We start from the raw sequence: 22,030 nt of genomic DNA on the forward strand, positions 1-22,030 counted from the left end.
GTTTTCAGAAATATATTTGTAAATTCTCCAGGGAAAACTAAAACAAACGTTTTAGGAGGATATAAGGAATGGAGACAAAAACAGAACACAATATTAGACTAACCTCTTCAGAAATCGGAAATCTATGGTCAACCTATATGACAGATAGCATGTCAGACTGTGTTCTAAAATATTTTATTGCTAAAACTCAAGATACGGAAATACTCCCTATCTTGGAATTTGCTCTGAGTATAAGCCAAACTCATATTAGAGCTATAACCGAAATATTCAACCAAGAAGGTCATCCCATTCCTGTAGGGTTTGGTGATCAAGACGTTGATATCAATGCTCCTGCACTATACTCCGATACTTACTTCTTAAATTACGTACATAATATGGCTAAACTGGCGATGACCACCTATGGGTTGTCCGTGTCATCGGTTGCTCGAAAAGATATATTGGACATTTTTACAAAGGCCTATGTATCGGCTAAAGAGTTATATGAAAAAAGTTTACAATGCCTGTTATCTAAAGGATTATATAGCAGAGCAGCCCACATCCCTATCCCTGAAAAAGTCGAGTTCATCCAAAAGCAGAGCTATTTGACAGGATGGCTAGGAAATCGAAGACCGATGAATGCATTGGAGATTACCCAGTGTTATTACAATATCCAAAGAAATGGCATTGGAAAAACATTACTTATTGGATTCAGCCAGGTTGCACGCTCCAAAAAGGTTCGAGAGTATTTCATAAGAGGAATAGACATTGCCTTCAACAACATACAGGAATTGTCACATAAGCTAGCCGAAGAAAATATCAATGTATCCCCTACCTGGGATTCAGACGTGCTAAACTCCACAACCCCACCGTTCTCAGACAAATTAATGATGTACCATTTAACAGCCATTAGCGGTCTATCGATTGGGATCTATGGAACAGCATTGGGAACCTGTTCAAGACGTGATTTGGGAAGTTTGTTTATGAAGATGATTACCGCAGCCATTGCCTACGCAGAGGATGGGGCAAATTTGATGATTGAAAATCAATGGCTAGAAGAACCGCCTCACGCTCTTCACAACATTTCGATTGCTAAACGCTCGGAATACGAATGAAGGCTAGGAAAGGGCATGGTCTTTCATTTGGTTGATCGATGCTGCCGTATGAACGACGTTCCTGCCAATCGATAGAATACGTTCGTTATTGGTTTTTACTTGGTTTCCATTGGGATCCATGTACAGTTAGGAAAATGAACCTCGCGAGTAACACAAAAACGGAAGGAGCATCATACTCCTTCCACTTGTTTCATTATTTAAACACTTTAATGCGATCTGCTAATGGTTGGAATTGCTTTTCTCCCGGTTGCATCGTTGGTTTTCCAAACGGCATCTGTGCGATGAGTTTCCATTCTGATGGAATATTCCACTCTTTTTTTACATCCTCATCAATCAAAGGATTATAGTGTTGTAAAGATGCCCCGAATCCTTCAACTTCTAACGCTGTCCATATTACATACTGATGCATTCCAGAAGTGTGCTGCGACCAGATCGGGAAATTCTCAGCATAAGATGCGAAATTACTTTGGAGCTGCTCAATCACACTCACATCTTCAAAGAATAACACCGTTCCATATCCACCACGGAATGAATCCATTTTTTCTTTCGTGGAACTGAATTGGTCGGCCGGTACAATCTTTCTTAATGTTTCCGTTGTAATATCCCACAATCTATTGTGTTGTTCTCCAAGTAATAGAACTACTCGAGTACTTTGCGAATTAAACGCGGAAGGAGTATGTTTCACAGCATGTTCAATCACCTCTTGAATTCTTTGATCCGAAACAGGTGATTCTTTACTAATTCCGTAATAAGATCTTCTATCTTCAACCGCAGTATAAAAGTCCTTTGCATTTACATTTTCCTCAGTTTTTGGATTGAAAAGATCGCTTAGTATTCCCATTTAAATCACTCCTCTTATGTTGTGTTTTTAGTATTTCTTAATTAATGACAACCAATGATGATAAAGAGATCTTAATATTTTGTTATTTACTTATTTTTTATTAGATAAAACTTTATGTAAATATAATAATGCTATTCACTTACTAATGTCAAGTAACTTAATAAATTATACTAGAGTGATGAAATACATTGAAATGATCAGGGATCATACTAGGAGGGATGAATCACAACAAAGCAGAAGAAATTCAAGGGTCCTTCAAGTTATAATCGCTTAAGGCTTGCCTTTCTGAACAAAGGGATTTTGCTAACAATTGAAGATAAACGCGGTGAGGAACGGAGCAATCACTACCCTTACGAAGGTAGAATTGTGTCGTATGTAGAATCTACATGGAAGGGAATCGAGATGGAATTTCCGTGAGATCATTCCGCTCTTGTTTTTCAAGTGTGCTGAGAGGTTGAATGAGCTTTACGGCTTAGCTTGTCTTATATGGATATGGATATGGCTGTTCACTACGGGGATACCTCCTCAGATAGGGAGCTATCCCTTTTTGCAAGTTTTGCTTTATAAAGTCCTATCTTACATATTTTACATCTTACATGGTTAGATTATTTTTAAAAACATGCACTGAGGTTAACACCCATGACTCTTGAAAGAAGTATTCTTGTTTCCTCCTGGATTATTTCCATAATCCTGCTTAAGGTTTTTGTGCCTAAAAAAAAGAAAAGAGAAGCGTGGCTAATCTTTCTTTTTATGCAAACCTTCAATTGGTACTTCGGATTAGTTGTCGTTGAATTTGAGCTGATTAAGTATCCAGTCGTTTTGTTCGAGGCTGCAGAAAAGGCAAATCGAACAAGCTTCTTATTTGAATTCATGGCCTTCCCTGTTTTGTGTGTGATGTTTACCCTATATCTCCCCAAAAGAAAACCATGGCATCGGAGAGTATTACATCGTATACACCGCTTTGATTACCCTCTTTGAAGTCATTCTCGATTTTTTCTCTGGTTTAAGAAAGGAATGAAAGTTAGTTCTGCAAGGTAATGGCTCCATGCTATCAATCCTAAGCTACTCTATCAATGGAAACTTTATTGTCACGATCGTTCCTTCCCCAACATGACTGTTGATTTCGATAGTCCCCTTGTGTTCTTTTATGATTTTATAACATACGGTTAAGCCTAAACCTGTTCCCTTATCTTTTAAGGTGTAAAAGGGCTCTCCTAACCGCGGGATCAATTCATTAGGAATTCCGCACCCTTCATCTATCACTTGAAGTACACATTGGTTCTCTTCACGAAACCCTCGAATTCGAATGGTTCCATTTTCCGGCATGGCCTCGATTGCATTCTTCATCAAGTTTATCAATACCTGTTTTAATTGATTTTCTTCTCCAAACACATAAAAGTGTGCAACCTCAGGCGATAATTCTTTTTGGAGAATCAGGCTTTTCGTCAACGCTTGCATGTTCGCCAAGATGATCACACTATCTAACAAGTTTAATATCGAGATCGGCTTAAACTGAATGGCCTGCGGTTTGGCTAACATCAAAAACTCATTGGTAATCATTTCGATCCGGTTTAGTTCATCCTGCATAATTTGAAGATAAGTACCTTGGCTGTCATCATGCTTTATAAATTGAACAAACCCTTTTAACGTGGTTAGCGGATTGCGGATTTCGTGGGCGATGCTCGCGGCCATTTCACCAATGGATGAAACTCGTTCCCACTTTCGTATGAGTTCATCCGTCTTTTTGTATTCTGTAATATCCCTTAGGATAAGGGATATTCCGACGGGATGACCTTGATGATCTCTAATGCACGATAAGGTCATTTGGATCGTTAAGAGCTGACCATCCTTGCGCTGGCGTATAGTTTCATAACCAACCACCTCATCCCCTCGTTGAACTTTTTCCATTAGATCCTGGGTTTCTTGCCTATAATTCGGGGGAATATGCTGGTTGTTAAAATCATCGGTCAGTAACTCTGCTTCCTTCCAACCTAACATACGTTCTAAGGCCGGATTCACTTTAATAATACGCCCAGTTAAATTTTTCACCATAATTCCATCAACACTTTGTTGAAAGAAGGATTCCAACTGATCCTTCGCTTCTTTTAGTTCTTGTTCAAATTGTTTCCGTTCTAACATGTCAGCCACAGTGCCAATGACTTCCACGATCTCTCCATCACGCCAAACTGGTTTTAAACATACGGAACATGGGATTCGGTTAAGAGTCATTTCGAAAAAGACAGGGCTTTCTCCTTGCCAAGCTCGTTCGTATGGTTCCATGATCAAGATTACCAAAGGGGGAGGAAAGATATCTTCTGGAGATTTCCCTATCACCTTTTCGGGTAGCATGCCCGCTTGTTCTAATAGAGCCCCCTCACATAACGTATAGATAAAACGCCCATCTACTTTTTTAAATTTAAACAATACCCCTTGGTGTTGCCTTACGGTTTCGCGGAATTCCTGTTGAACTCGATATAGCTCTTTCTCCATTTGTGCTCGGTGTGTAATGTCAATCCCCGTACCAATGAGATACTTCACTGTCACGTGATCTTCCCGAATCACGGTATTTGACCAAGAAATTAAGCGATGCTCTCCAGACTTTGTAACCCATTGATTTTGATGATGATTAATAAGGCTTCCATTCAGTAATTCCTGTTGAACCTGCCAAACGCTTTCACGTTCAGATGAAGGCAGAAGGAGATCACTGAAAATCTTTCCCTCCACTTCTTTGGCTGTATATCCAGTTAGCTTTTCACAAGCTTGGTTAAAACGAATGATTTTCCCTTGGGGGTCTAGAACCAACACCAAGGCATCCATGGTGTGGAGTATGGCATCGATAAAGTCCCGCTCTTCTTTAAGTTGATGATTCACTTCTTCTAGTTCCTTTGTCGTCGGTAGCGATAGAAGTTTAGGCATCCAAAACCAGATGTAGATAGCCGTTACTAGCGAAACAATGGCAGTTATGGATTTGAATAATCCTTCCGTAAAATAAATCGGCTTCCAAATGGTAATCAAGGAAACAAAATGAGTGGTTCCACAAAGAAAAATGAATAAAATAAAGAGCAATGCTATGGCTCTAAACCGGATGTTTTTCTTTTTCCGTATAAATAGTAAGATCGAAATGGGGATTGAATAATAAGACAACATGATTACCATATCTGAAAGTGCGTGCAAAGTAACTAAATCAAGTCTCCAAGAGAAGCAATAGCCGTGAGGGAGAAAGTGATCCATTCTTCATCAATACCCCTTTTGTTCGTGTTTACTTGATTAATTTCGACATAAAATTTTTTAGTCCTTCGAACTATTCAAATATGTTGAACTAGTTTTTCAACTATTGAACTCACAATTGGTTTAATAGACAAAAAAATGGCCACCTAGGAAGGAAGCCATTTTAAACAATATTATCAAAGCTTTTTCTTTTACTTAACCAATTTGCCGATAAGTAAATGAGGAAGTAAATAGGAAACGAATACATGTATTCCCATTTAATTATATAATAATAATCAACCCAAACTAAGATAGGCTCTATGACAAACGCTGTAATCCCCGAGAAAAGAAGCCCCTTCCAAATAGGTGAAACGGTAGGTTTTAACTGAATGAATGTCATGATGGTTACAGGCATTAAGGATAAATCCCAAGGGATGAAAGTCGGAAAGTGAGGAGCAATTTTGGCATGGTAATCCCAAAGTCCGTAGCTTATCCCCAAAAAGTCAAAGTAAGAAGAGATCAGCATAACGTAGAAGCCAGCAAACAATAATCTGCTTGTACTTTCTTTCTTCCGAAAATAAATCCAAAATGCCCATGGAATTATGGTCAGTCCAAAGCTTACCCACCAGAACGGCTTTAAAAAGAACTGTTCTTTCCATATGGGAAAAAACTCAATATTGACTCTAGCTATTTCTGCATAGGCTTTATCTATACGTTCTCTTAGTTCTTCATTCATTCTCATCCGCCCATCAAACGTTTTGAATTAATGTAACCAAAACAACCCATGGCAATACTCCATAATATTAGGATGAGTAATTCCATAACCTCTTGATACCGTTGTATTTACTTTTTGGCTGAGGGATGTTCATCGAAATACCCTTTTTCGATCATGATATTCATGTTGTCTTCTGCATATTTAAGAGTTTCTGTCATCAATCTTGCGAAATCTGTACCAATATCCTTTCTCATTACAGTCGAAAGTGCAACTCCATATCTTGACGCTGTTGCTGAGAGCATGACGGCAGATTTGAACAACATTAACCGATCTGAGAAGGGTGAAATCGTACTATCGCCCAATTCACTTTCCCATGTTGGGAGTTCTGGCAACTCACTCTCCGATAATCGATTTTGGAATAATTGTAGATGCTTATCCATAATTTCTGCTCCACGCAAAAAGTGTTGATCTAACTTTTTGTCCTTGGTTAAATCAAATTGGGCAAAACTTTTAAAGAAAAGAGACAGAACCTCCGTTTCGTGAAAGTTTAATTCTAAATTAAAGACTTCTGCCGTATTTAAAGGCCGGTTGCCTTCCATGATTCCCCCTAAGAATAAAAAGGAATGCTTAACTTTTTCAATTCGTTCCGGAGTTGAAATATGTAAGGGATGGAGTAACCCTCTTTGATAAATCAGGTCCAAAAGCATATTAAGGAGCTTCGTACCATTTACCAGCTGTTTTTCAAAAAAATCCCGAATCTCTTTTCGAAACGAACTTCCCAATGACAAGGTATTAGCTACAAGAGCATCCTCTACCAGTTTTTTCTTAACTAAAATCACGGCATTGTCAGAATAAATTTTAGGTGCATCCCAATTAATATCTTGTTCGGAGAATCCTTCTGGGAGTGGAAAATTTGCTCTTTTAAAGAAGTCTGCTGCCACTTCTACTCCCATTTGTGAAATGTCTAATGCGAATTCTAATGTTTTGATAAACTGATCGTCATCTTTGTCTCCCATTTTAATTAAATATTTGGTGACATGGGTGGTCATGGTTTCAGTAAGATAGACATTCCACAGGTTGGAAATTTCTGATGGAGACAGGGTTATCTTGTTGCTCATGTTTGGGCCTCTTTTAATTGAGATGATTTACTTTTTCTCTAGCCATCGGTAATTGATCCATAAATCCAAGTTCGATCATAAGATTCACACTGTCCTCTGCAAATTGTAAAACCTCTGTCATTAATCTCGAATAATGGGAAGCTAAATCTCTTCTTTGCGCGATAGAAAGAGAGGTTCCATATCGCCCCACGGTTGCTGAAGCTAATAAATGCATTTTATACAACATCAATCTGTCCGAAAATGGTGATACCGCACTATCTAAGATTTGATCCTCCCACGTTCGCAGATGAGGAAGATGATTTTCAGAAACTATAGATTGGAAAATGTCCAGATGCTTCTCATACAAACTTACACCACGTTCAAAAAGCTTCTGTAATGACTTGGTTGGTGTAACCTTGGCCATAGCTTTGATAAAAGTTCGGGTCATTTCCGTGGACTTAAAATTATACACCAGCTGACCAATCTCAACGGAATTAAGAGGACGACGATCGGCAAACCAACCTGCCAAAAAACGTTGTTTACTCACTTTTTCACTTTGATTTGGAGTTGGTATATGAACCACAGGGTGGTGCAAACCTTTTTTGGCTATAAGATCACCGAAACGGTTAGTGAGTTCAGTTGAGTTCTTTGAGCATTCTTGATAGAACTCACGGATATCTTTGCGAGTAGACGTGTTTACCGACATGGAATAAACTACGTTCGCAACTTTAGCCATTTCATACTTGAGTATAGCTGTAAAATCATCCGTACATATGGCTGGGGCATTCAAATCCACGTCATGTTGATCAAACTTTTGTGGGAGAGGGTGGTTTACATCCTCTAAAAATGCCTTGGATTTTTCCACTTCAATCTTGGCGATTTCTTCTGCATACTCAAGAACCTTACGTAATTCTTCATCTTGTGTTTTTGTAATAAAATACTTAGTCACCCAAAAAGCCATGGTGTTGGTTAAATAGGAGTTCCACAAATTTGTGATTTCAGAAGGGGTTAGTTTTTCGATCTCCATTTGCTCACCTTTCCATTCGAAGCCTCCGTAATAGTAGACCCTCATAATTTTTCCAGTTAAAGGCTCCAGTATTCAACTACTAACCTATATAGTGAGACAGAGTCTTTGTATTTTCTAAGGAAAGTTGAATCTACATCTATCCTATTTGGATATGAAACGATAAAATAGAAGAGAACATCTAGGATTGTACGCAACGACGGGGTGAAAATGGATGAGCGCAGAAACAGACCTACCTATCCAAAGTTTTGTAAAAATTCAAACTTTAAACGACATGATCACGCAGTTTGACCTTTTATTCAAAAATAATACAGATATCATCTTTTCGATTGATCTTGAGGGGCGTATTCTTAACATCAATCCTGCTGGTGAGAAAATATTGGGATATACCAAAGAAGAGTTAATCTCCCTTTCTTATGAAGCGCTCATTATTTCCGAGCAACGGGACTGGATCCGTCAACTTTTCCAGGAGAGCCTAAACCACAATACACCAGACCCAGAGCAACAGGAGGGCGTGGTGATTACGGTACGCAATAAAGAGGGGCAACGAGTAGAATTAAGAATTATGACAACGGTTCCAGTCATCGCGGGGAACGAGCTTCGGGGGATTACGGGGATCGCCCGTAATATCACGCATCAAACCTATACGGAAAGACAGTTGAAGAATAGCGAGTACCGTTACCAGTCTCTTTTCGAGCATAATCCGGATCCTGTCTTTTCTGTAGATTTGAAAGGATATTTAACAAGTGTAAACCCGATGATGGAGAAATTGACGGGTTACTCTAGGGAAGAACTCCTACATACCCCTATGGCTTCTCTCCTTGTACCTGATGAGCTACAACGCACAATGGTCCAGTTTGAAAAGGCCAAAGAGGGCGAAACCCAACGTTACAACACCGCCTTATATAGCAAAAAGAAGGAAAAGATCATGGTTCGCATTACCAATGTCCCCATCTATGAAAATGAGCAAGTCGCTGGGGTCTTTGGCATTATGAAAGATATAACGGAGAAGAGCCGATACGATTTCCTATTAGAGGGACATAACTATATTCATGAAATGATTGCTCGCGTGCGTCCTTTGAAAGAAATCTTAGAAGCCATTGTTTGTCTTGTAGAAGGGTTATCGCCAGGGGGAATTGCCGCGGTTTATCTCTTAAGTGATGACAAAAAAAATCTTCTCCACGGAGTGTCGCCCCGTTTGCCTGTGGAGTTTACCCAACATTTCCACGGAGCTTTAGTAGAGTCCATCAAGGGATCATGTGGGATCGCGATTCGTAACAAGAAGAGGGTCATTGTACCCCACATTGACACCGACCCCAATTGGTCCGAATATCTAGGTTTGACCAATCAGTACGGTTTAAAAGCTTGTTGGTCTACACCCATCCTGGATAACCAAGGAGAGGTCTTAGGGACGTTCTGTATCTATTATCGTATCCCTCGAAGTCCTGATGCTTATGAATCTACCCTATTAGATCGCGCGATCCATTTAGCTAAACTAGCAATTTTGCATCATAAGACAAAGGAACATAACCATTTTCTTGCTCTACATGATCCATTGACAGGGCTTCCGAACCGGCGGTTGTTTCAAGAACGGTTTGAGCACGCTATCAAGCAAGCCCATAAAGGGAACTATACTCTTTCCGTGCTCTTTATCGATCTTGACCGTTTTAAGTTTATTAACGATACGATGGGTCATTATATCGGGGATCGGCTTCTCCAACAAGTAGCCCAAATCCTAAAAGCGTGTGTAGGGGAAAGCAATACGGTATGCCGTCACGGTGGAGATGAATTTCTCATTTTACTTGAACAGACCACCCCCCTAGAAACCGAGTACATAGCAGAGAATATTAAACAAGCTCTATCTAAACCTTTCAACCATAAAGGGCATGAAATTGTCATTACCCCAAGTATTGGCATCAGCCTATACCCGAGTCATGCTAGAGATATCCAAGCCCTCATCTTAAAAGCAGACCAGGCGATGTACCAGGCGAAGAGACAAGGGAAAAATAACTTTCAAGTTTTTCAACCCCACATGGATACCATGGCAACCATTTTAAATGAGAAACTAGAAATTGAAGCCTACCTGAGAAGAGCATTAGAAAAGCAAGAGTTTATTCTTCATTATCAGCCGCAGATTGATCTCAAGACAAACCGCATTCAAGGGGTAGAAGCCCTCATCCGTTGGTCCCACCCTCTACTTGGTATGGTTCCACCGAGTAAATTTATTCCCTTGGCCGAAGAAACGGGTTTGATTGTACCTATTGGTGAATGGGTCATCCGTACGGCTTGCTTTCAAGCTAAACGTTGGGCAGATGGGGGCTTTCCCCCTTTGATAATGTCCGTGAACTTATCCGTTAGCCAATTCAATCAGCGAAATCTTGTGGCATCAGTTAAAAAAATCCTGAAGGAAACGGGAGTGAGCCCATCCTACCTGGAATTCGAAATTACGGAATCCATGACGATGAACGTGGAAACCGCAATGGCCACGCTCGAGGATCTCAAGTCCTTGGGAGTTAAGATTGCCATTGATGATTTTGGTACGGGCTATAGCTCTCTAAATTACCTAAAAAGACTGCCCATTGATCGGTTAAAAATCGATCAGTCTTTTGTACGAGACATTACGACAGACTCCAATGATCGCGACATCGTAGCCACCATCATAGCGATGGGCCACACACTAAAGAAAACCATTGTGGCGGAAGGCGTAGAAACGAAGGAGCAATATGCGTTTTTACAGCAACATCATTGCGATATGTCCCAGGGTTATTTACTCGGTAGACCCCTGAGCGCAGAGCAATTTTTTGAAACCTTTGGTGACATGATCCAGAGGAACCTATCGATTAAAATTTAAACAAGGTGCATTGAAAAAGAAGCCATGATGAAGTGTGTTCAACACTAAACATGGCTTCTAAGCTTACTTCATGAGTGGAATCTGTTCCAGGATCCCATGTTTGATTCCAATCTTCGCTCCTTCAGCTCCATATAACGATGTATCGCCAATGATTTTAGCATATTGAGCCCCTAAATCTCTGCGTTGGCTGGTAGCTAGAGAGGTTCCATACCTTCCGATAGCGGCTTGAACAAACTGCGTCCAGACTGCCATTATCATTTTCTCCGAAAAGGGAGATCCCTGGACCTCTATCGTTTCACTTTCCCAAGTAGGGAAAGTAGCCATTCCCTCTTCAGATAAGAACTTTTGTAAGGATTGAACATGCTCTTTAGCCAGCTTCTCTCCTCTGACTAAGTAATCACGTATGTCAGGCGAGTCTACCGTGGGTATTACTCCTTTTGCAAAAGCAGCAGCAACGGCAGCCCCCCTAAGATTAAGGACTAAGTTGGATGTCTCCATGACGGATAAAGGACGTTCTTCCCCAAAAAGTTTACCCATAAAAGACGTGTTTTCAATATAACTCGCTTGTTCAGGGGATGGGGACAAAATAACAGGGCGATGCAATCCTTTGGCCATCATAAGATTCATCGATACATTAAATAAATCAACAGCCATGTCCAAAGAATGTTTAAAGAATTTACGGACATCTTCCCGATAAGCAGAGGATATTCCCAAGCCATATACCGTTTGAGCATAAAGAGCTTGCGTATTCAGCATCAATAAGCAGTATTCATCCGTGAAAATTTTCGGTCCGCTAAGATCGACGTCTCCTTCTGAAAATCCTGTTGGAGAAGGATGCCCAGCCTGTTCAAGGAATTTTTCCGTTTCGCCTAAAATACGCTGACAGTACCCAAGGGCTTCCCCTAACACTTGACTAATCTCTTCGTCTTTCGAATGGTTTTGAAAGTATAGAATAAGTTGGGTCATTAAGCTGTTTACATAATTAGCTCCCCACAGATTCGCTAATTCCATCGCTGTTAAACTCTCACCCATAAACTGATCACCGCCCATAGCATTCTACTTATGGCTTATTCTCTTTGATCTATTGCTATTTTATACAAGGATTGTATTTATCTCCTTGCTAACTCATCACGGTCATCAGCTTGTGGAGGCTGCTCCATCCAACCATGATCAATCATGATATTGAATCCGTCTTCCGCATACTTCAAGATCTCCGTAGAAAGTCGGGTATAATGCGGTGCTAAATCACGCCTTGGGCTTGATGCAATAGCTGCACCGTAATTCGTGATCCCCGTTGCATTTAAGCCGCTAATATGGAACATCATGAGCTTATCCGAAAAGGGGGCTTGGGTTGAATCCATAACCGTGTGATCCCATGTTGTGGGTACTGGAATATGTTCCTCGCTTAACACTGAACTAAATATCTCGTAGTGCTTTGCAGATATATCCCTGCCCCTAAGAAAATAATCCCTTACCTCATCATCCTTCGCCACTTGGCTAAATCCCATAATCAAGGATTTGCCTAATATATTGGTTTGTAAATTTGAATAGAGATGTGTAATTTCGATCGCTGTAAGAGGTCTACGCTCCCCGAACCAGCCTGTTAAGAAGCTTTGTTTCTTGATAAAATCCACTTTTTCAGGTGTAGAAATATAGGGTGGTCTTACGTAAAGCCCTTTTGAGAGCATCACTTTTCTCGCTTGATCTTCTAATTCTGCAGCGGAAGTTATACACTCCTTAAAAAAATCATGCACATCCGAACGTGTCGTGAGTGGATAGGCAAAACTGTGCGATGCTACACCTAATCTCCCCATATACCGAAGGTAAGCAATGATAAACATGTCATCAAAGAGGCGTGGGGCATTCACATTAACATCCTTTTCGGTAAAACCCATCGGAATCGGCACATTCTCGTGATTGAAGATTTCCGTGACGGTTTGGATATGCTTATTCGTAATAGATAGAGCATACTCAGCGACCGGTTTTATTTCTGTATCTTCTACTTTGTTTAAAAGATAACTCAAAACACATCTTGACATGGTATCGCCCATATAGGTCGTCCATAGGGATGCTATTTCGGCTGAGGTTAAACGAATATTATGATGGCTTTCCATTTTTTCCATTCCCCCTGTTATGGTTGTCGGTTTTGAGTATTATTTCCACAACACCCAAAATAAAAATCACCCCATGATGGGGTGAAGTTCCCTGTAACTCAACCATGGGTCACTAGCCTTGCACGATGGGAGCTCCCCTCCTGGCAGTAAGGCAATCTTACATGTGCCGCGGTTCCTTTTCCCACCTCACTCTCAAACGACAGACTGCCCTGATGCTCCTGGATAATCTTTTTACAAATGGTAAGACCCAACCCTGTCCCCTTCTCCTTTAAGCTATAGAAAGGCTGCCCTAATTTTCCCATCCGGTCTTTAGGAATCCCCATGCCATTATCGATTACCGATACCAAAATACTATCTTCCCTATCAGGTCCAATGATCACCTTAATGACTCCTCCACCGTCAGGCATGGCTTCCATTGCATTTTTAATCAGATTGATGAAGACCTGTTTAATCTGATTGACATTACAAGTAACCATTGGAGGTTCTTCATCGATTTCGACCAACAGCTGGATATTATGTAGTGTAGCTTGAGGAGTAAGCAGGAGTGTTACCTGTTCTAATATCTCACTCATAGGAACCGTCTTCATTTCCGCTGCTAACGGCTTCGCTAAGTATAATAATTCATTCGTAATCGCTTCGATACGATTTAGCTCATCACCCATGATCCCAAGGTAAGAGGAAGGATGGTCCTTCTGGATTAACTGGATAAAACCCTTTAGCGTCGTTAGCGGATTCCGAATTTCATGAGCGAGGCCTGCTGCCAGCTCTCCCACAAGCGATAATTTCTCCGAATTCCGCAAAAATTCGTCTGTCTGCTTTTGTTCTGTAATATCTCGATACACGCCTGAGTATCCAATGACATTGCCATTCCTATCGTAAATGGTGGAAATAGAAATGCCCACATGAAAAGGCTCTCCACTTTTTCGCAATCGGACAGCTTCATAGCCGATTATGGACCCATTTGTCTTGGTTTGTTTGCGGAAATGGGATGCCTCTTCTTGAAATTCAGCAGGAATCCATGGAAGGGTATTCCACCCCAATACTTCCTTGGCAGTCCATCCGGACATCTTTTCAAATGCAGGGTTGATTTTAATGATGCGTTCTTCACGGTCTAGGATAACAATGCCATCGGCATTATGGGCAATATAGGACTCAAGCTGTTCTTTGGCTTCATGCAATCGGTAAGCCGTCCTTTCCATATCCTCTTGGGACTCTTTGAGCTTCAACAGAGTCTGCTGAGAATTTCGCAAGGATTCAATGAGATGAAAAGCAACGGCTCCACCTAGAATGATCACACTAGAATAAAAGGACCAAAAATAAAAACCTCGGATATGTAAAACGCCAGGTAGAATCAACAGCAACAGCAACACATTGAAACCAAGCGTAAAATACCAGCTAAAGCGATGAGACCGAATCAGAGGAGGAAGGATTACCCCAATGATAGCATCCAGTCCGAGAATTAGGATGGGAATAGAATAATCACCGCCAAGTGTTTCAGATAGAAAGATTCGTCCGATAGAGGCCACGATCCATGCCGGGAGAGCGGAAGCCCATCCTCCATAGAAAGCAGCTAATAAAATAGGAAGGTGTCTAAGGTCCACGAACCCACTTTCCAGTTCATAACGAAAGAACATAAGAACCGAACTGACACAACCAAAGCTAATGCCTAGAATAAGCCGTGATCGCAGCGGGGAATCTCTGAAAACCGGCTCCTTGCAAATATAGTAGTGAATGATAAAGACCATAGACAAAAAAAGTGCGGCATTAATAATCAAATAGCTTGTCACGCTGATGCTCCTTAGGTCCGGATTAAACCTTAAAATATTGAACAATAATAAGTTTTCCATCTATTAACTCTATAAATATAGCATATTAAAACCTAACTAGTAATACACTTCCTAGGCATAAAAAAAAGTGTCCCTTACTGTCGGGACACCTTTTTAATTCCCTATTCCCTACCAGAGCCACTGTTGATAGGCCCAGTTACCTACAAAAGCCAGAATGGCAAGAGAAACATTGAACCACCCGATATAGCGGGCAGCCTTTTCCTCCTTCTTCAATTTCGATAGGCTGTACGCCTTCACATCAAAAATGAGGATCAGGATTCCCGTCGCCCCTAATAACATCACCATATAATTGATATAGCCAATCATTTCGGACCTCCAGTTGCCGCTAGCTTGCTTTCATGCCTATGCGCCGAATGCTAATATCTACTTGCACATGAACCGGAATCTCCTTGTACATGGCCTGCCACTTCTCCTTCTCCTTAATGTGCTGACTCCAGTAGGTCGGATGTTTCCCCCGGACATGTTCACCAAAGCCGAAAATGTCTGACCCTTGCTTTTGCGTTTTCTTGATGAGTTTCATGAAAGCCTCTTCCGCATTTTTCCCTATCTGACTTTCAATTTTGTGAAGACTTGCGGAGCTACCTACCTTAAACTGGGCATTACTTTTTTCGATAAGGTTTCCTTCAATATGAACCTTGACCTTTACATGCGGTTTCCCGTCTTTCATCTTCACTTCGATCTTGGATTTGCGCTCCGTGGATTCGAACATCACAGCTCCCGCCTCTCCCGGAACTTCGACCAAAACAGTATATCCGCCAGGGTTTATCCCCTTGATCGCCATGTAATTCCCAATTTCAATCGGCAGGGTGATCCCTGCCATTTTGCTTCCCTTGAAATAAGCTAAACCCGATATCAGGACCGATTGATTCTTTTGAAGCTCCACATATGGGAGGTAACCTTCCTGCCCCTTGCTAGTCATGGCGCTCCAGAATACCCCCAAAAAAGAATTAGGCAGCTTACCCAGCTCTACCGAGCCATCCATGGTGGCCAATAAGTAGAGAGCGGGGACGCGCTCCAATTCAGGTTCTAGGCTGACGAGCTCGGCAGCTTTGCCTTTAGAGACAATCATCCAGGCGGCCCTTCTAACCTCCGCATTGCGCCTTAACGCATCGTTTAGATTTTGAAGTCCTTTTCTGGCGACCTTTTCATTGACGACAATGATGCGTAAATGCCCGAAAAACAAGCGATCCGAAACTAGCTGCTGAAGATTGGAAAACGCATCCTCTACCGTGTGCCCGACAACGTCGATTACCCAAACCGGCTTCTCTGTGCCTCCGCCGCCGCCTTCTCCTGGACCTAAGGGGATGCGCCCGGGCACGGCAATCTGAACGGTCAAGCGAATAAGCCTTTTTTGTTCTTCTGGAACCTTCCCCCCTAAATGGGCGACAGCACTCTCTTCGCTTACCTCCTCCGGATCTTCCTCATCGACAGCGATAGCTAGTACAACGGCCCTTTCTTCAATTTCGAGACGATCCCAGCAGCCAGATAATAAAGGGACAAAGCATAGCAGGATTCCTACGCACTTAACGCTTCTGACCCATCGATTGGGATGCAAGCTGATCCCCCCTTTTGTTTCGAATCCATGCGATCGCCCACAACACCGAAGGATATCCAATGGTGATAAAGAGGCCAATCCGACCGACGGTTTCAATCCATTGATACATTTGCAGATCATTGCTGGGTACCATGGCAATCACAAAAATGAAGGGTAAGGCAAAGAAAGAGAACATTCGATGGTTTCGTAACCGAAAAAGCTCACTCGTAGCCTGGATCGTTAAAAAATAGCTGGACAAGAGGGTCGTAAACACGGCGGTTACCCATACCGCTAAAAACGCTGCATCCAGCCTTTCCAGAATAGCCGCAGGCAAGGATGTCGTCTTAGCCAATTCCAGTGTCGGCCACAGAAGCAATTTCAGCTCCTCCGCTCCAAAGACGGCGAGGGTTGCAACGACGATCATTAAATAAAGCACGCCCGAAATGGATATACCCCATAAGCTCGCGAGCATCGCCTTCTGTGGGCGGCGCATGGCAGGAATGACCATGGTGATTATAAAGAAGCCTTGAAAAAGGGCCGCCACCGTTAACATCCCCATCAGCATCCGGGCGGGTTCAGTCCCCCATACAGGAAGCAGTCGGACCACTTCGGCATTCTTCAAGGAAAGGACAACGATCAAAATGGCTGGTCCCAAGATAATAGGGGAGTAAAAATGATGGATATAGGCAAAGGTGGTGATGTCATTGCGAGTCGTGAACGCAGCGAGAAGCAGCATGACAATAACCGTTACCTCTAATGGCGTTCTCTGCAGAACCGCGGTGACCACCACCTCGCCGAATTCCCTAGCCGTAAGAGCTGTTAATACCGCAAAAAAGCAAATAATGGAAGCACTCCCGATTCGCCCTAACCAGGCTCCAATGATGAATTCACTATAACGAATGATGCTGTGCTTCGGAAAGCGCATGCCTAAGAGCGTGACCATGATCAGTCCCATTAGGGCAATGACCGTCCCTAACAGCGTAACAAGCGGTGCCACCGTATCCGCTGAAAGAACCGCAAGACGCGGGAGAGCCAGAATTCCTACCCCAATAATCGAACTAACCACAATGATAGCGGCTTGCAGGACCGTTATTTCACGTGGTGTCTCCATCCACATTCCCCCTTTCATTTCCGACATTAACGGGATCAAGCGTGTTGCTTGGCGCCTCTTTGAACTCCTGAATACGATCTCCCAAGCGATTCCGATTTCTCGTATGTAAGGATGCCGGCCTCTTCGGCATCCACCAGTGAGGACCGCGGATGATAATATCCTTCATTCCCTGAAAATTCCCGGGAACAATCGGGCTCATATAGGGCACGCCGAACGACCTTAAAGAAAGCATGTGATTAATAATCAAAATGACCCCAACCATTAAGCCGTATAACCCGAACGTACCAGCCATGAAGATAATGGGAAAGCGCAAGAGGCGCAAGGCCATAGCCGCATTATAGGCCGGTGTAGCAAAGGATCCAATCGTGGTGAGGGCGATTACGACCACCGTGATCGGGCTGACAAATCCGGCAGACACTGCCGCTTGTCCAATGACAAGTACCCCGACAATCGACAAGGCTCCCCCCACCTGCTGAGGCAATCGAACGGTCGCTTCCCGCAGGATTTCCATAATGACTTCCATTAAAAAAACTTCAACAACAGCCGGGAATGGGACTCCCGCCCTCCCCCCGGCTACCGCGACGGCAAATTGGGTAGGAATCAATTCCGGATTATAGGAGATGATCGCCACATAAAGAGAGGAAGTAATCAGTGAAAAAAACAAGGAGACTAACCGGACTAGCCGAATCGCACTCGACATGATAAACCGCTCCACATAGTCCTCACTCGTCTGGTAAAACTGATGGAACACGGTGGGAACAATTAGGCCAAACGGCGACCCGTCCACCAGAATAACCACTCTCCCCTCCAAAATCTGTGCGACGGCCTTATCCGGACGTTCCGTATTCTGAATCTGCGGAAAAGGGGAGAAGTGATGATCCTCGATATATTGTTCCAGATAGCCTGCATCTAACACGGCATCGATATCAATTGCCGATAACCGGTCTTTCACCTCCTCGATTAAATCAGGATTAGCAATTCCCTCTAGATAGCAAATAACCACCTTGGATTTAGAGATTCTTCCTATCTCCATGGTTTTCACCCGAAAATCCGGGGTCTGCAGCCGATAGCGAAGAAGCGCGATGTTGGTTCCGATTTGCTCGATGAATCCTTCACGCGGTCCACGAATCGTCTGTTCCGTACCTGGTTGGTCAATCGCTCGCTTGTCTACTTTTCGAGTCGGAATGACAAGAGCATCATCAAGACCTTCAGCCAGAATAATTGTTTCACCGCGCACGATTGCGTGAATGATCTTTTCTATTTGGCTTTCCGATTGAATCGCGCTATGGTAAAGGATATCTTCTATTAAAACTTCTTTTAATTGGGAGGAATTGAACTTCTTCCCCTCGAGATGCCGAGGGACTTGCATCAAAGGCTTCAGGATGTCTTCATTTACTTGTTGGATGTCTACGAAATTGGAAAAATAAATCATAACCGCATCATATAAACCAAATACATGAAACCGGCGGATGATTAGATCATCATTCTCACCAAGAATCTCCTGAATGAATTGAAGGGTGTCAGCGATATTCCCCTTGACTTTCTGATCTTTATGTTTTTCCACCACTTGATGTGGTGCTACAGCCTGTGCCTGATTTTTCTGTTTCTTGTTTTTGAACCATCTCGAGATAAACATCCCGCCATCTCCTTAATGGGTATTCCATCATTTAATTATTTTCCCCATTTCTGCTAATTTAATGAAATGCTGTTTTTATAGGATTAAATACAAAAAAAGGCGAAATCCAGTTGGAGTTCGCCTTCCCTATTATAAGCCTAATGAGATATACTTGACTTCCAAAAATTCCTCGATTCCATAATGCCCGCCTTCACGGCCTAAACCGCTTTGCTTGAATCCTCCGAATGGCGCTTGAGGCGTAGACGGCAAACCATCATTAAGCCCAACAATTCCATATTCCAAGGCTTCACAGATGCGTATACCGCGTGTAATGTTTTCTGTGAACACGTAAGCCGCCAATCCGAATACCGAATCATTCGCTCGCTTGATCACTTCCTCTTCCGATTGGAAAGGGGTAATCGGAGCTACCGGGCCAAAGGTTTCTTCAAACATGCAGAGCATCTCATCATTCACATCAGAGAGCACCGTAGGTTCAACGAATAATCCTTCCTTTACTCGCCCGCCGGTTTCTACCTTGGCTCCCCGCTTGACGGCATCTTCAATATGATGAAGGACTTTATCTACAGCAGCTTGCTCGATAAGCGGCCCAATTTCAACGCCTTCTTCCAATCCGTGGCCTACCTTCAATTCCTGGACTTTAGAAACGAACCGTTCGACAAATTGGCTGTAGATCGATTCGTGCACGAAAATCCGATTGGAACAGACACAGGTTTGCCCCGCGTTGCGGAACTTGGCTTCCATGACACCTTTTACGGCCTTATCGATGTCCGCATCGTCCATGACGATCACAGGAGCATGACCTCCTAACTCAAGCGAGACCTTTTTGACGGTGTCCGCCGCTCCCCGCATCAAGAGCTTGCCTACTTCAGTGGATCCCGTAAAAGTCAGCTTACGGACGCGATCGTCTTCCAGCCATACCTGGCCGATCGCTTTTGGATCGCCGGTAACCACGTTGACAACGCCTTTCGGAATGCCCGCCTGCTCTGCCAGTTCCGCCAACTTAATGGCGGTGATGGGTGTTTGTTCGGCCGGCTTAATCACCACGGTACACCCCGCCGCTAAGGCTGGCGCTACTTTACGTGTAATCATAGCGGCTGGGAAATTCCATGGTGTAATAGCAGCGACCACGCCCACAGGCTGCCTGTGAACAAAGAGGCGCTTATTCCGTTGGGTAGCCGGGATGATCTCTCCGTATATCCGCTTCGCTTCTTCTGCATACCAAGCAAAAAATCCATTGGCGTAATTCATTTCCCCGAGCGCTTCTTTTAGCGGCTTGCCTTGCTCAGTGGTCATGATTTTCGCCAGCTCTTCCTTATTTTGATCGATTAAATCATGCCACTTTCGAATCAATTCCGCGCGCTCATAGGCGGAAAATTGAGACCAAGTTTGAAAAGCTTCATACGCCGCATCAACCGCCTCCTTGGCTTCTTTGGCCCCGCCTAGCGGTACGGTAGCCACGACTTCATGTGTAGCTGGATTGGAAACCTCGATGCGAGAAAGCTCTTCTCCCACCCATTGGCCATTGATATACATGGAATAATGCTGCATCGGATATAATCCTCCTTACGAAATTTTCTCGATTTTATGCTCAAGCTCTATATCCTTGGTGAAAGTTTGATCGTTTTCTCCTTTGAAGAAATCCTTTCCATATATCAAAAGACATAATAGAATTCCTACGGCGAACGCCCAGGTTGCCCCTTTAGTTGCCAATACGGCACCAATGATGCCGGCAATACCCAGATCGCGTTGACTGCGGGACTCCAAGATTCCAATTTTCACACTTACATACCCTTGAATCAATAACGTAAGGGCTAGAGCGATCCCCAAGATCGGTTTCACCAAACTGACAATCGGAAGTAAAAGCAGACCGGTATTCGTTCCCCAGCGGAAGGATCCGGAGCCGCCAAAAATGGAATTCATGGCCTTCTTGCCTTCTTTATAGCGCTGCACCACCACGACCTGCATCGCTGCCCATAGCGGACCTGCCATAGTCACATCGGGACCTAGAATACTCATGACTGTATTCCGGCTACCGAAGATCAGATGGGCGCGATTCGGGTTATAATCGATTTTCTCGTCTGGCCTGGATCTTTCCCCTTCTTGAACTAGGGCCCGGCTTTGCAGCACATCCCCAAACAACACGATATACGTCGCCAGAACCGTGGGGATCGCCGAGATAAACATCATGAAAGGAGGCAATCCAAGACCAAAGACCGTATATTCATTCCATAGGGTGACAAAGTCCGGCTTGCTGAAGCCCCACTCGATTTGAGGCCACGTCGCTTCCCCAAATATGGGCGCAAGGATGACAGCGAGTAAAATAATAGGAAAAATGCCGAGGTTAGAAATAAACATCCATGCTCTATTTTTTGCCTTTAACGTACTGAAATGCTTTGAGAAAATCAGATAAAATGCAATGCCGATCGCGATCGAAATCGTCCAAGGAAACGTTTCAAAGCGTCCGCCCACTTGAAATACCGAAATGACAGCGGCAAACCCTGCCCCAAGAATGACGCCTGATTTGATCGCGGGTGGAACAAGGGTAACTACCCTACTCGCCATGCCGGTCATCCCCAGCAATAAGGCGAGAATTCCTAACGTGAGCTGGAAGGAAAACAGCGCGTGAACGCGCTCGGGACCTTCCGGAAAAGCCGAGCAATAGGCCATGATCAATGGGATTGCGGGGGTAATCCACCCCGGCACTACGGGATCTCCCAGCAAGTGATGCAATAGATAGAGGACTCCATTTAGCATCACCACAGCTAAGGCGACTTCAAAAGGCATCCCGAGAAGCTCAATCATTAATGGAATGGCCGCCAAGTCTACGGCACACATCAATAACCCTTGCACATAGTCCGGCCATTCAAATTTATAATGGATAAAAGGCAATCTCAGCTTAAAAGGCCCTAATGGAATATAAGGTGATTCCTGGCCATGCCTGCGATTTTTCCACATTTCTTTT

Annotated in this window: 17 protein-coding genes; 3 read left to right on the top strand and 14 right to left on the bottom strand. The window is 43.2% G+C overall.

The features are described 5' to 3' along the window. Nucleotides 1-68 precede the first annotated feature (68 nt). Nucleotides 69-1,091, top strand: a complete 1,023-nt coding sequence (locus tag EIZ58_RS16735; RefSeq protein WP_134702043.1) for a DUF3231 family protein — start codon at nt 69-71, stop codon at nt 1,089-1,091. Between the two features lie 193 nt (nt 1,092-1,284). Here the strand turns inward: EIZ58_RS16735 and EIZ58_RS16740 are convergent, their stop codons facing one another. Continuing rightward, the gene (locus EIZ58_RS16740; protein ID WP_134702044.1) at nt 1,285-1,932 is read right to left on the bottom strand and encodes a nitroreductase family protein; all 648 of its coding nucleotides are present in this window, start codon (nt 1,930-1,932) and stop codon (nt 1,285-1,287) included. Between the two features lie 639 nt (nt 1,933-2,571). On the opposite strand from EIZ58_RS16740, the gene EIZ58_RS35170 reads away from it, so the two are divergent. Continuing rightward, nucleotides 2,572-2,910 carry a CBO0543 family protein gene (locus EIZ58_RS35170; RefSeq protein WP_370297714.1) on the top strand — a complete coding sequence of 113 codons (339 nt, stop codon included), beginning with the start codon at nt 2,572-2,574 and terminating at the stop codon, nt 2,908-2,910. A gap of 84 nt (nt 2,911-2,994) precedes the next feature. On the opposite strand, the gene EIZ58_RS16745 is transcribed toward EIZ58_RS35170, so the two are convergent. The 4 genes from EIZ58_RS16745 to EIZ58_RS16760 form a co-directional block, all read right to left on the bottom strand. Continuing rightward, the gene (locus EIZ58_RS16745; protein WP_134702045.1) at nt 2,995-5,163 is read right to left on the bottom strand and encodes a PAS domain-containing sensor histidine kinase; all 2,169 of its coding nucleotides are present in this window, start codon (nt 5,161-5,163) and stop codon (nt 2,995-2,997) included. A 160-nt stretch (nt 5,164-5,323) separates the two neighbouring features. Next, on the bottom strand, nt 5,324-5,875 hold the full coding sequence (locus EIZ58_RS16750; protein ID WP_134702046.1) for a CBO0543 family protein: 552 nt from the start codon (nt 5,873-5,875) through the stop codon (nt 5,324-5,326). A gap of 107 nt (nt 5,876-5,982) precedes the next feature. Continuing rightward, the gene (locus EIZ58_RS16755; RefSeq protein ID WP_134702047.1) at nt 5,983-6,972 is read right to left on the bottom strand and encodes a DUF3231 family protein; all 990 of its coding nucleotides are present in this window, start codon (nt 6,970-6,972) and stop codon (nt 5,983-5,985) included. A 13-nt stretch (nt 6,973-6,985) separates the two neighbouring features. Beyond that, nucleotides 6,986-7,978, bottom strand: a complete 993-nt coding sequence (locus tag EIZ58_RS16760) for a DUF3231 family protein (RefSeq protein WP_167577760.1) — start codon at nt 7,976-7,978, stop codon at nt 6,986-6,988. Between the two features lie 211 nt (nt 7,979-8,189). Between EIZ58_RS16760 and EIZ58_RS16765 the strand changes: the two genes are divergently transcribed. Then, entirely contained in the window at nt 8,190-10,826 is a 2,637-nt protein-coding gene (locus tag EIZ58_RS16765) for a bifunctional diguanylate cyclase/phosphodiesterase (protein WP_134702049.1), read from the top strand. A gap of 63 nt (nt 10,827-10,889) precedes the next feature. Here EIZ58_RS16765 and EIZ58_RS16770 read toward each other — a convergent pair whose 3' ends face one another. The 9 genes from EIZ58_RS16770 to EIZ58_RS16810 form a co-directional block, all read right to left on the bottom strand. Then, the gene (locus tag EIZ58_RS16770; protein WP_167577761.1) at nt 10,890-11,858 is read right to left on the bottom strand and encodes a DUF3231 family protein; all 969 of its coding nucleotides are present in this window, start codon (nt 11,856-11,858) and stop codon (nt 10,890-10,892) included. A gap of 77 nt (nt 11,859-11,935) precedes the next feature. Then, nucleotides 11,936-12,940 (bottom strand): DUF3231 family protein, encoded by a 1,005-nt coding sequence (locus EIZ58_RS16775; RefSeq protein WP_134702051.1) that lies wholly within the window; start codon nt 12,938-12,940, stop codon nt 11,936-11,938. A 98-nt stretch (nt 12,941-13,038) separates the two neighbouring features. Then, the gene (locus EIZ58_RS16780) at nt 13,039-14,727 is read right to left on the bottom strand and encodes an ATP-binding protein (protein WP_167577762.1); all 1,689 of its coding nucleotides are present in this window, start codon (nt 14,725-14,727) and stop codon (nt 13,039-13,041) included. Nucleotides 14,728-14,895: 168 nt separating this feature from the next. Continuing rightward, complete coding sequence (locus EIZ58_RS16785; protein WP_134702053.1) at nt 14,896-15,093, bottom strand: CLC_0170 family protein; 198 nt, start codon at nt 15,091-15,093, stop codon at nt 14,896-14,898. Nucleotides 15,094-15,112: 19 nt separating this feature from the next. Further along, on the bottom strand, nt 15,113-16,342 hold the full coding sequence (locus EIZ58_RS16790; RefSeq protein ID WP_134702054.1) for a Ger(x)C family spore germination protein: 1,230 nt from the start codon (nt 16,340-16,342) through the stop codon (nt 15,113-15,115). Next, nucleotides 16,311-17,432, bottom strand: a complete 1,122-nt coding sequence (locus EIZ58_RS16795) for a GerAB/ArcD/ProY family transporter (protein WP_134702055.1) — start codon at nt 17,430-17,432, stop codon at nt 16,311-16,313. Before EIZ58_RS16795 ends, EIZ58_RS16790 begins: the two co-directional genes overlap by 32 nt. Further along, the gene (locus tag EIZ58_RS16800; protein WP_134702056.1) at nt 17,416-19,068 is read right to left on the bottom strand and encodes a spore germination protein; all 1,653 of its coding nucleotides are present in this window, start codon (nt 19,066-19,068) and stop codon (nt 17,416-17,418) included. The genes EIZ58_RS16795 and EIZ58_RS16800 overlap by 17 nt, the downstream gene beginning before the upstream one ends. A gap of 129 nt (nt 19,069-19,197) precedes the next feature. Next, nucleotides 19,198-20,616, bottom strand: coding sequence for an NAD-dependent succinate-semialdehyde dehydrogenase (locus EIZ58_RS16805; protein ID WP_134702057.1), 1,419 nt, complete (start codon nt 20,614-20,616; stop codon nt 19,198-19,200). 15 nt (nt 20,617-20,631) lie between these two features. Next, on the bottom strand, nt 20,632-22,023 hold the full coding sequence (locus tag EIZ58_RS16810) for a hypothetical protein (protein WP_134702058.1): 1,392 nt from the start codon (nt 22,021-22,023) through the stop codon (nt 20,632-20,634). Nucleotides 22,024-22,030 lie beyond the last annotated feature (7 nt).

Origin of the sequence: Ammoniphilus sp. YIM 78166 (assembly GCF_004522215.1) — a bacterium.
Taxonomy (GTDB): Bacteria; Bacillota; Bacilli; order Aneurinibacillales; family RAOX-1; genus YIM-78166.

What these genes read in the sequence shown, in the direction of transcription:
- EIZ58_RS16795 (WP_134702055.1), bottom strand. Translation starts at nt 17,432, where the DNA reads ATGGAGACACCACGTGAAATAACGGTCCTGCAAGCCGCTATCATTGTG.
- EIZ58_RS16805 (WP_134702057.1), bottom strand. Translation starts at nt 20,616, where the DNA reads ATGCAGCATTATTCCATGTATATCAATGGCCAATGGGTGGGAGAAGAG.
- EIZ58_RS16750 (WP_134702046.1), bottom strand. Translation starts at nt 5,875, where the DNA reads ATGAATGAAGAACTAAGAGAACGTATAGATAAAGCCTATGCAGAAATA.
- EIZ58_RS16775 (WP_134702051.1), bottom strand. Translation starts at nt 12,940, where the DNA reads ATGGAAAGCCATCATAATATTCGTTTAACCTCAGCCGAAATAGCATCC.
- EIZ58_RS16735 (WP_134702043.1), top strand. Translation starts at nt 69, where the DNA reads ATGGAGACAAAAACAGAACACAATATTAGACTAACCTCTTCAGAAATC.
- EIZ58_RS16765 (WP_134702049.1), top strand. Translation starts at nt 8,190, where the DNA reads ATGAGCGCAGAAACAGACCTACCTATCCAAAGTTTTGTAAAAATTCAA.
- EIZ58_RS16800 (WP_134702056.1), bottom strand. Translation starts at nt 19,068, where the DNA reads ATGTTTATCTCGAGATGGTTCAAAAACAAGAAACAGAAAAATCAGGCA.
- EIZ58_RS16785 (WP_134702053.1), bottom strand. Translation starts at nt 15,093, where the DNA reads ATGATTGGCTATATCAATTATATGGTGATGTTATTAGGGGCGACGGGA.
- EIZ58_RS35170 (WP_370297714.1), top strand. Translation starts at nt 2,572, where the DNA reads ATGACTCTTGAAAGAAGTATTCTTGTTTCCTCCTGGATTATTTCCATA.
- EIZ58_RS16740 (WP_134702044.1), bottom strand. Translation starts at nt 1,932, where the DNA reads ATGGGAATACTAAGCGATCTTTTCAATCCAAAAACTGAGGAAAATGTA.
- EIZ58_RS16760 (WP_167577760.1), bottom strand. Translation starts at nt 7,978, where the DNA reads ATGGAGATCGAAAAACTAACCCCTTCTGAAATCACAAATTTGTGGAAC.
- EIZ58_RS16755 (WP_134702047.1), bottom strand. Translation starts at nt 6,972, where the DNA reads ATGAGCAACAAGATAACCCTGTCTCCATCAGAAATTTCCAACCTGTGG.
- EIZ58_RS16745 (WP_134702045.1), bottom strand. Translation starts at nt 5,163, where the DNA reads ATGGATCACTTTCTCCCTCACGGCTATTGCTTCTCTTGGAGACTTGAT.
- EIZ58_RS16810 (WP_134702058.1), bottom strand. Translation starts at nt 22,023, where the DNA reads ATGTGGAAAAATCGCAGGCATGGCCAGGAATCACCTTATATTCCATTA.
- EIZ58_RS16770 (WP_167577761.1), bottom strand. Translation starts at nt 11,858, where the DNA reads ATGGGTGAGAGTTTAACAGCGATGGAATTAGCGAATCTGTGGGGAGCT.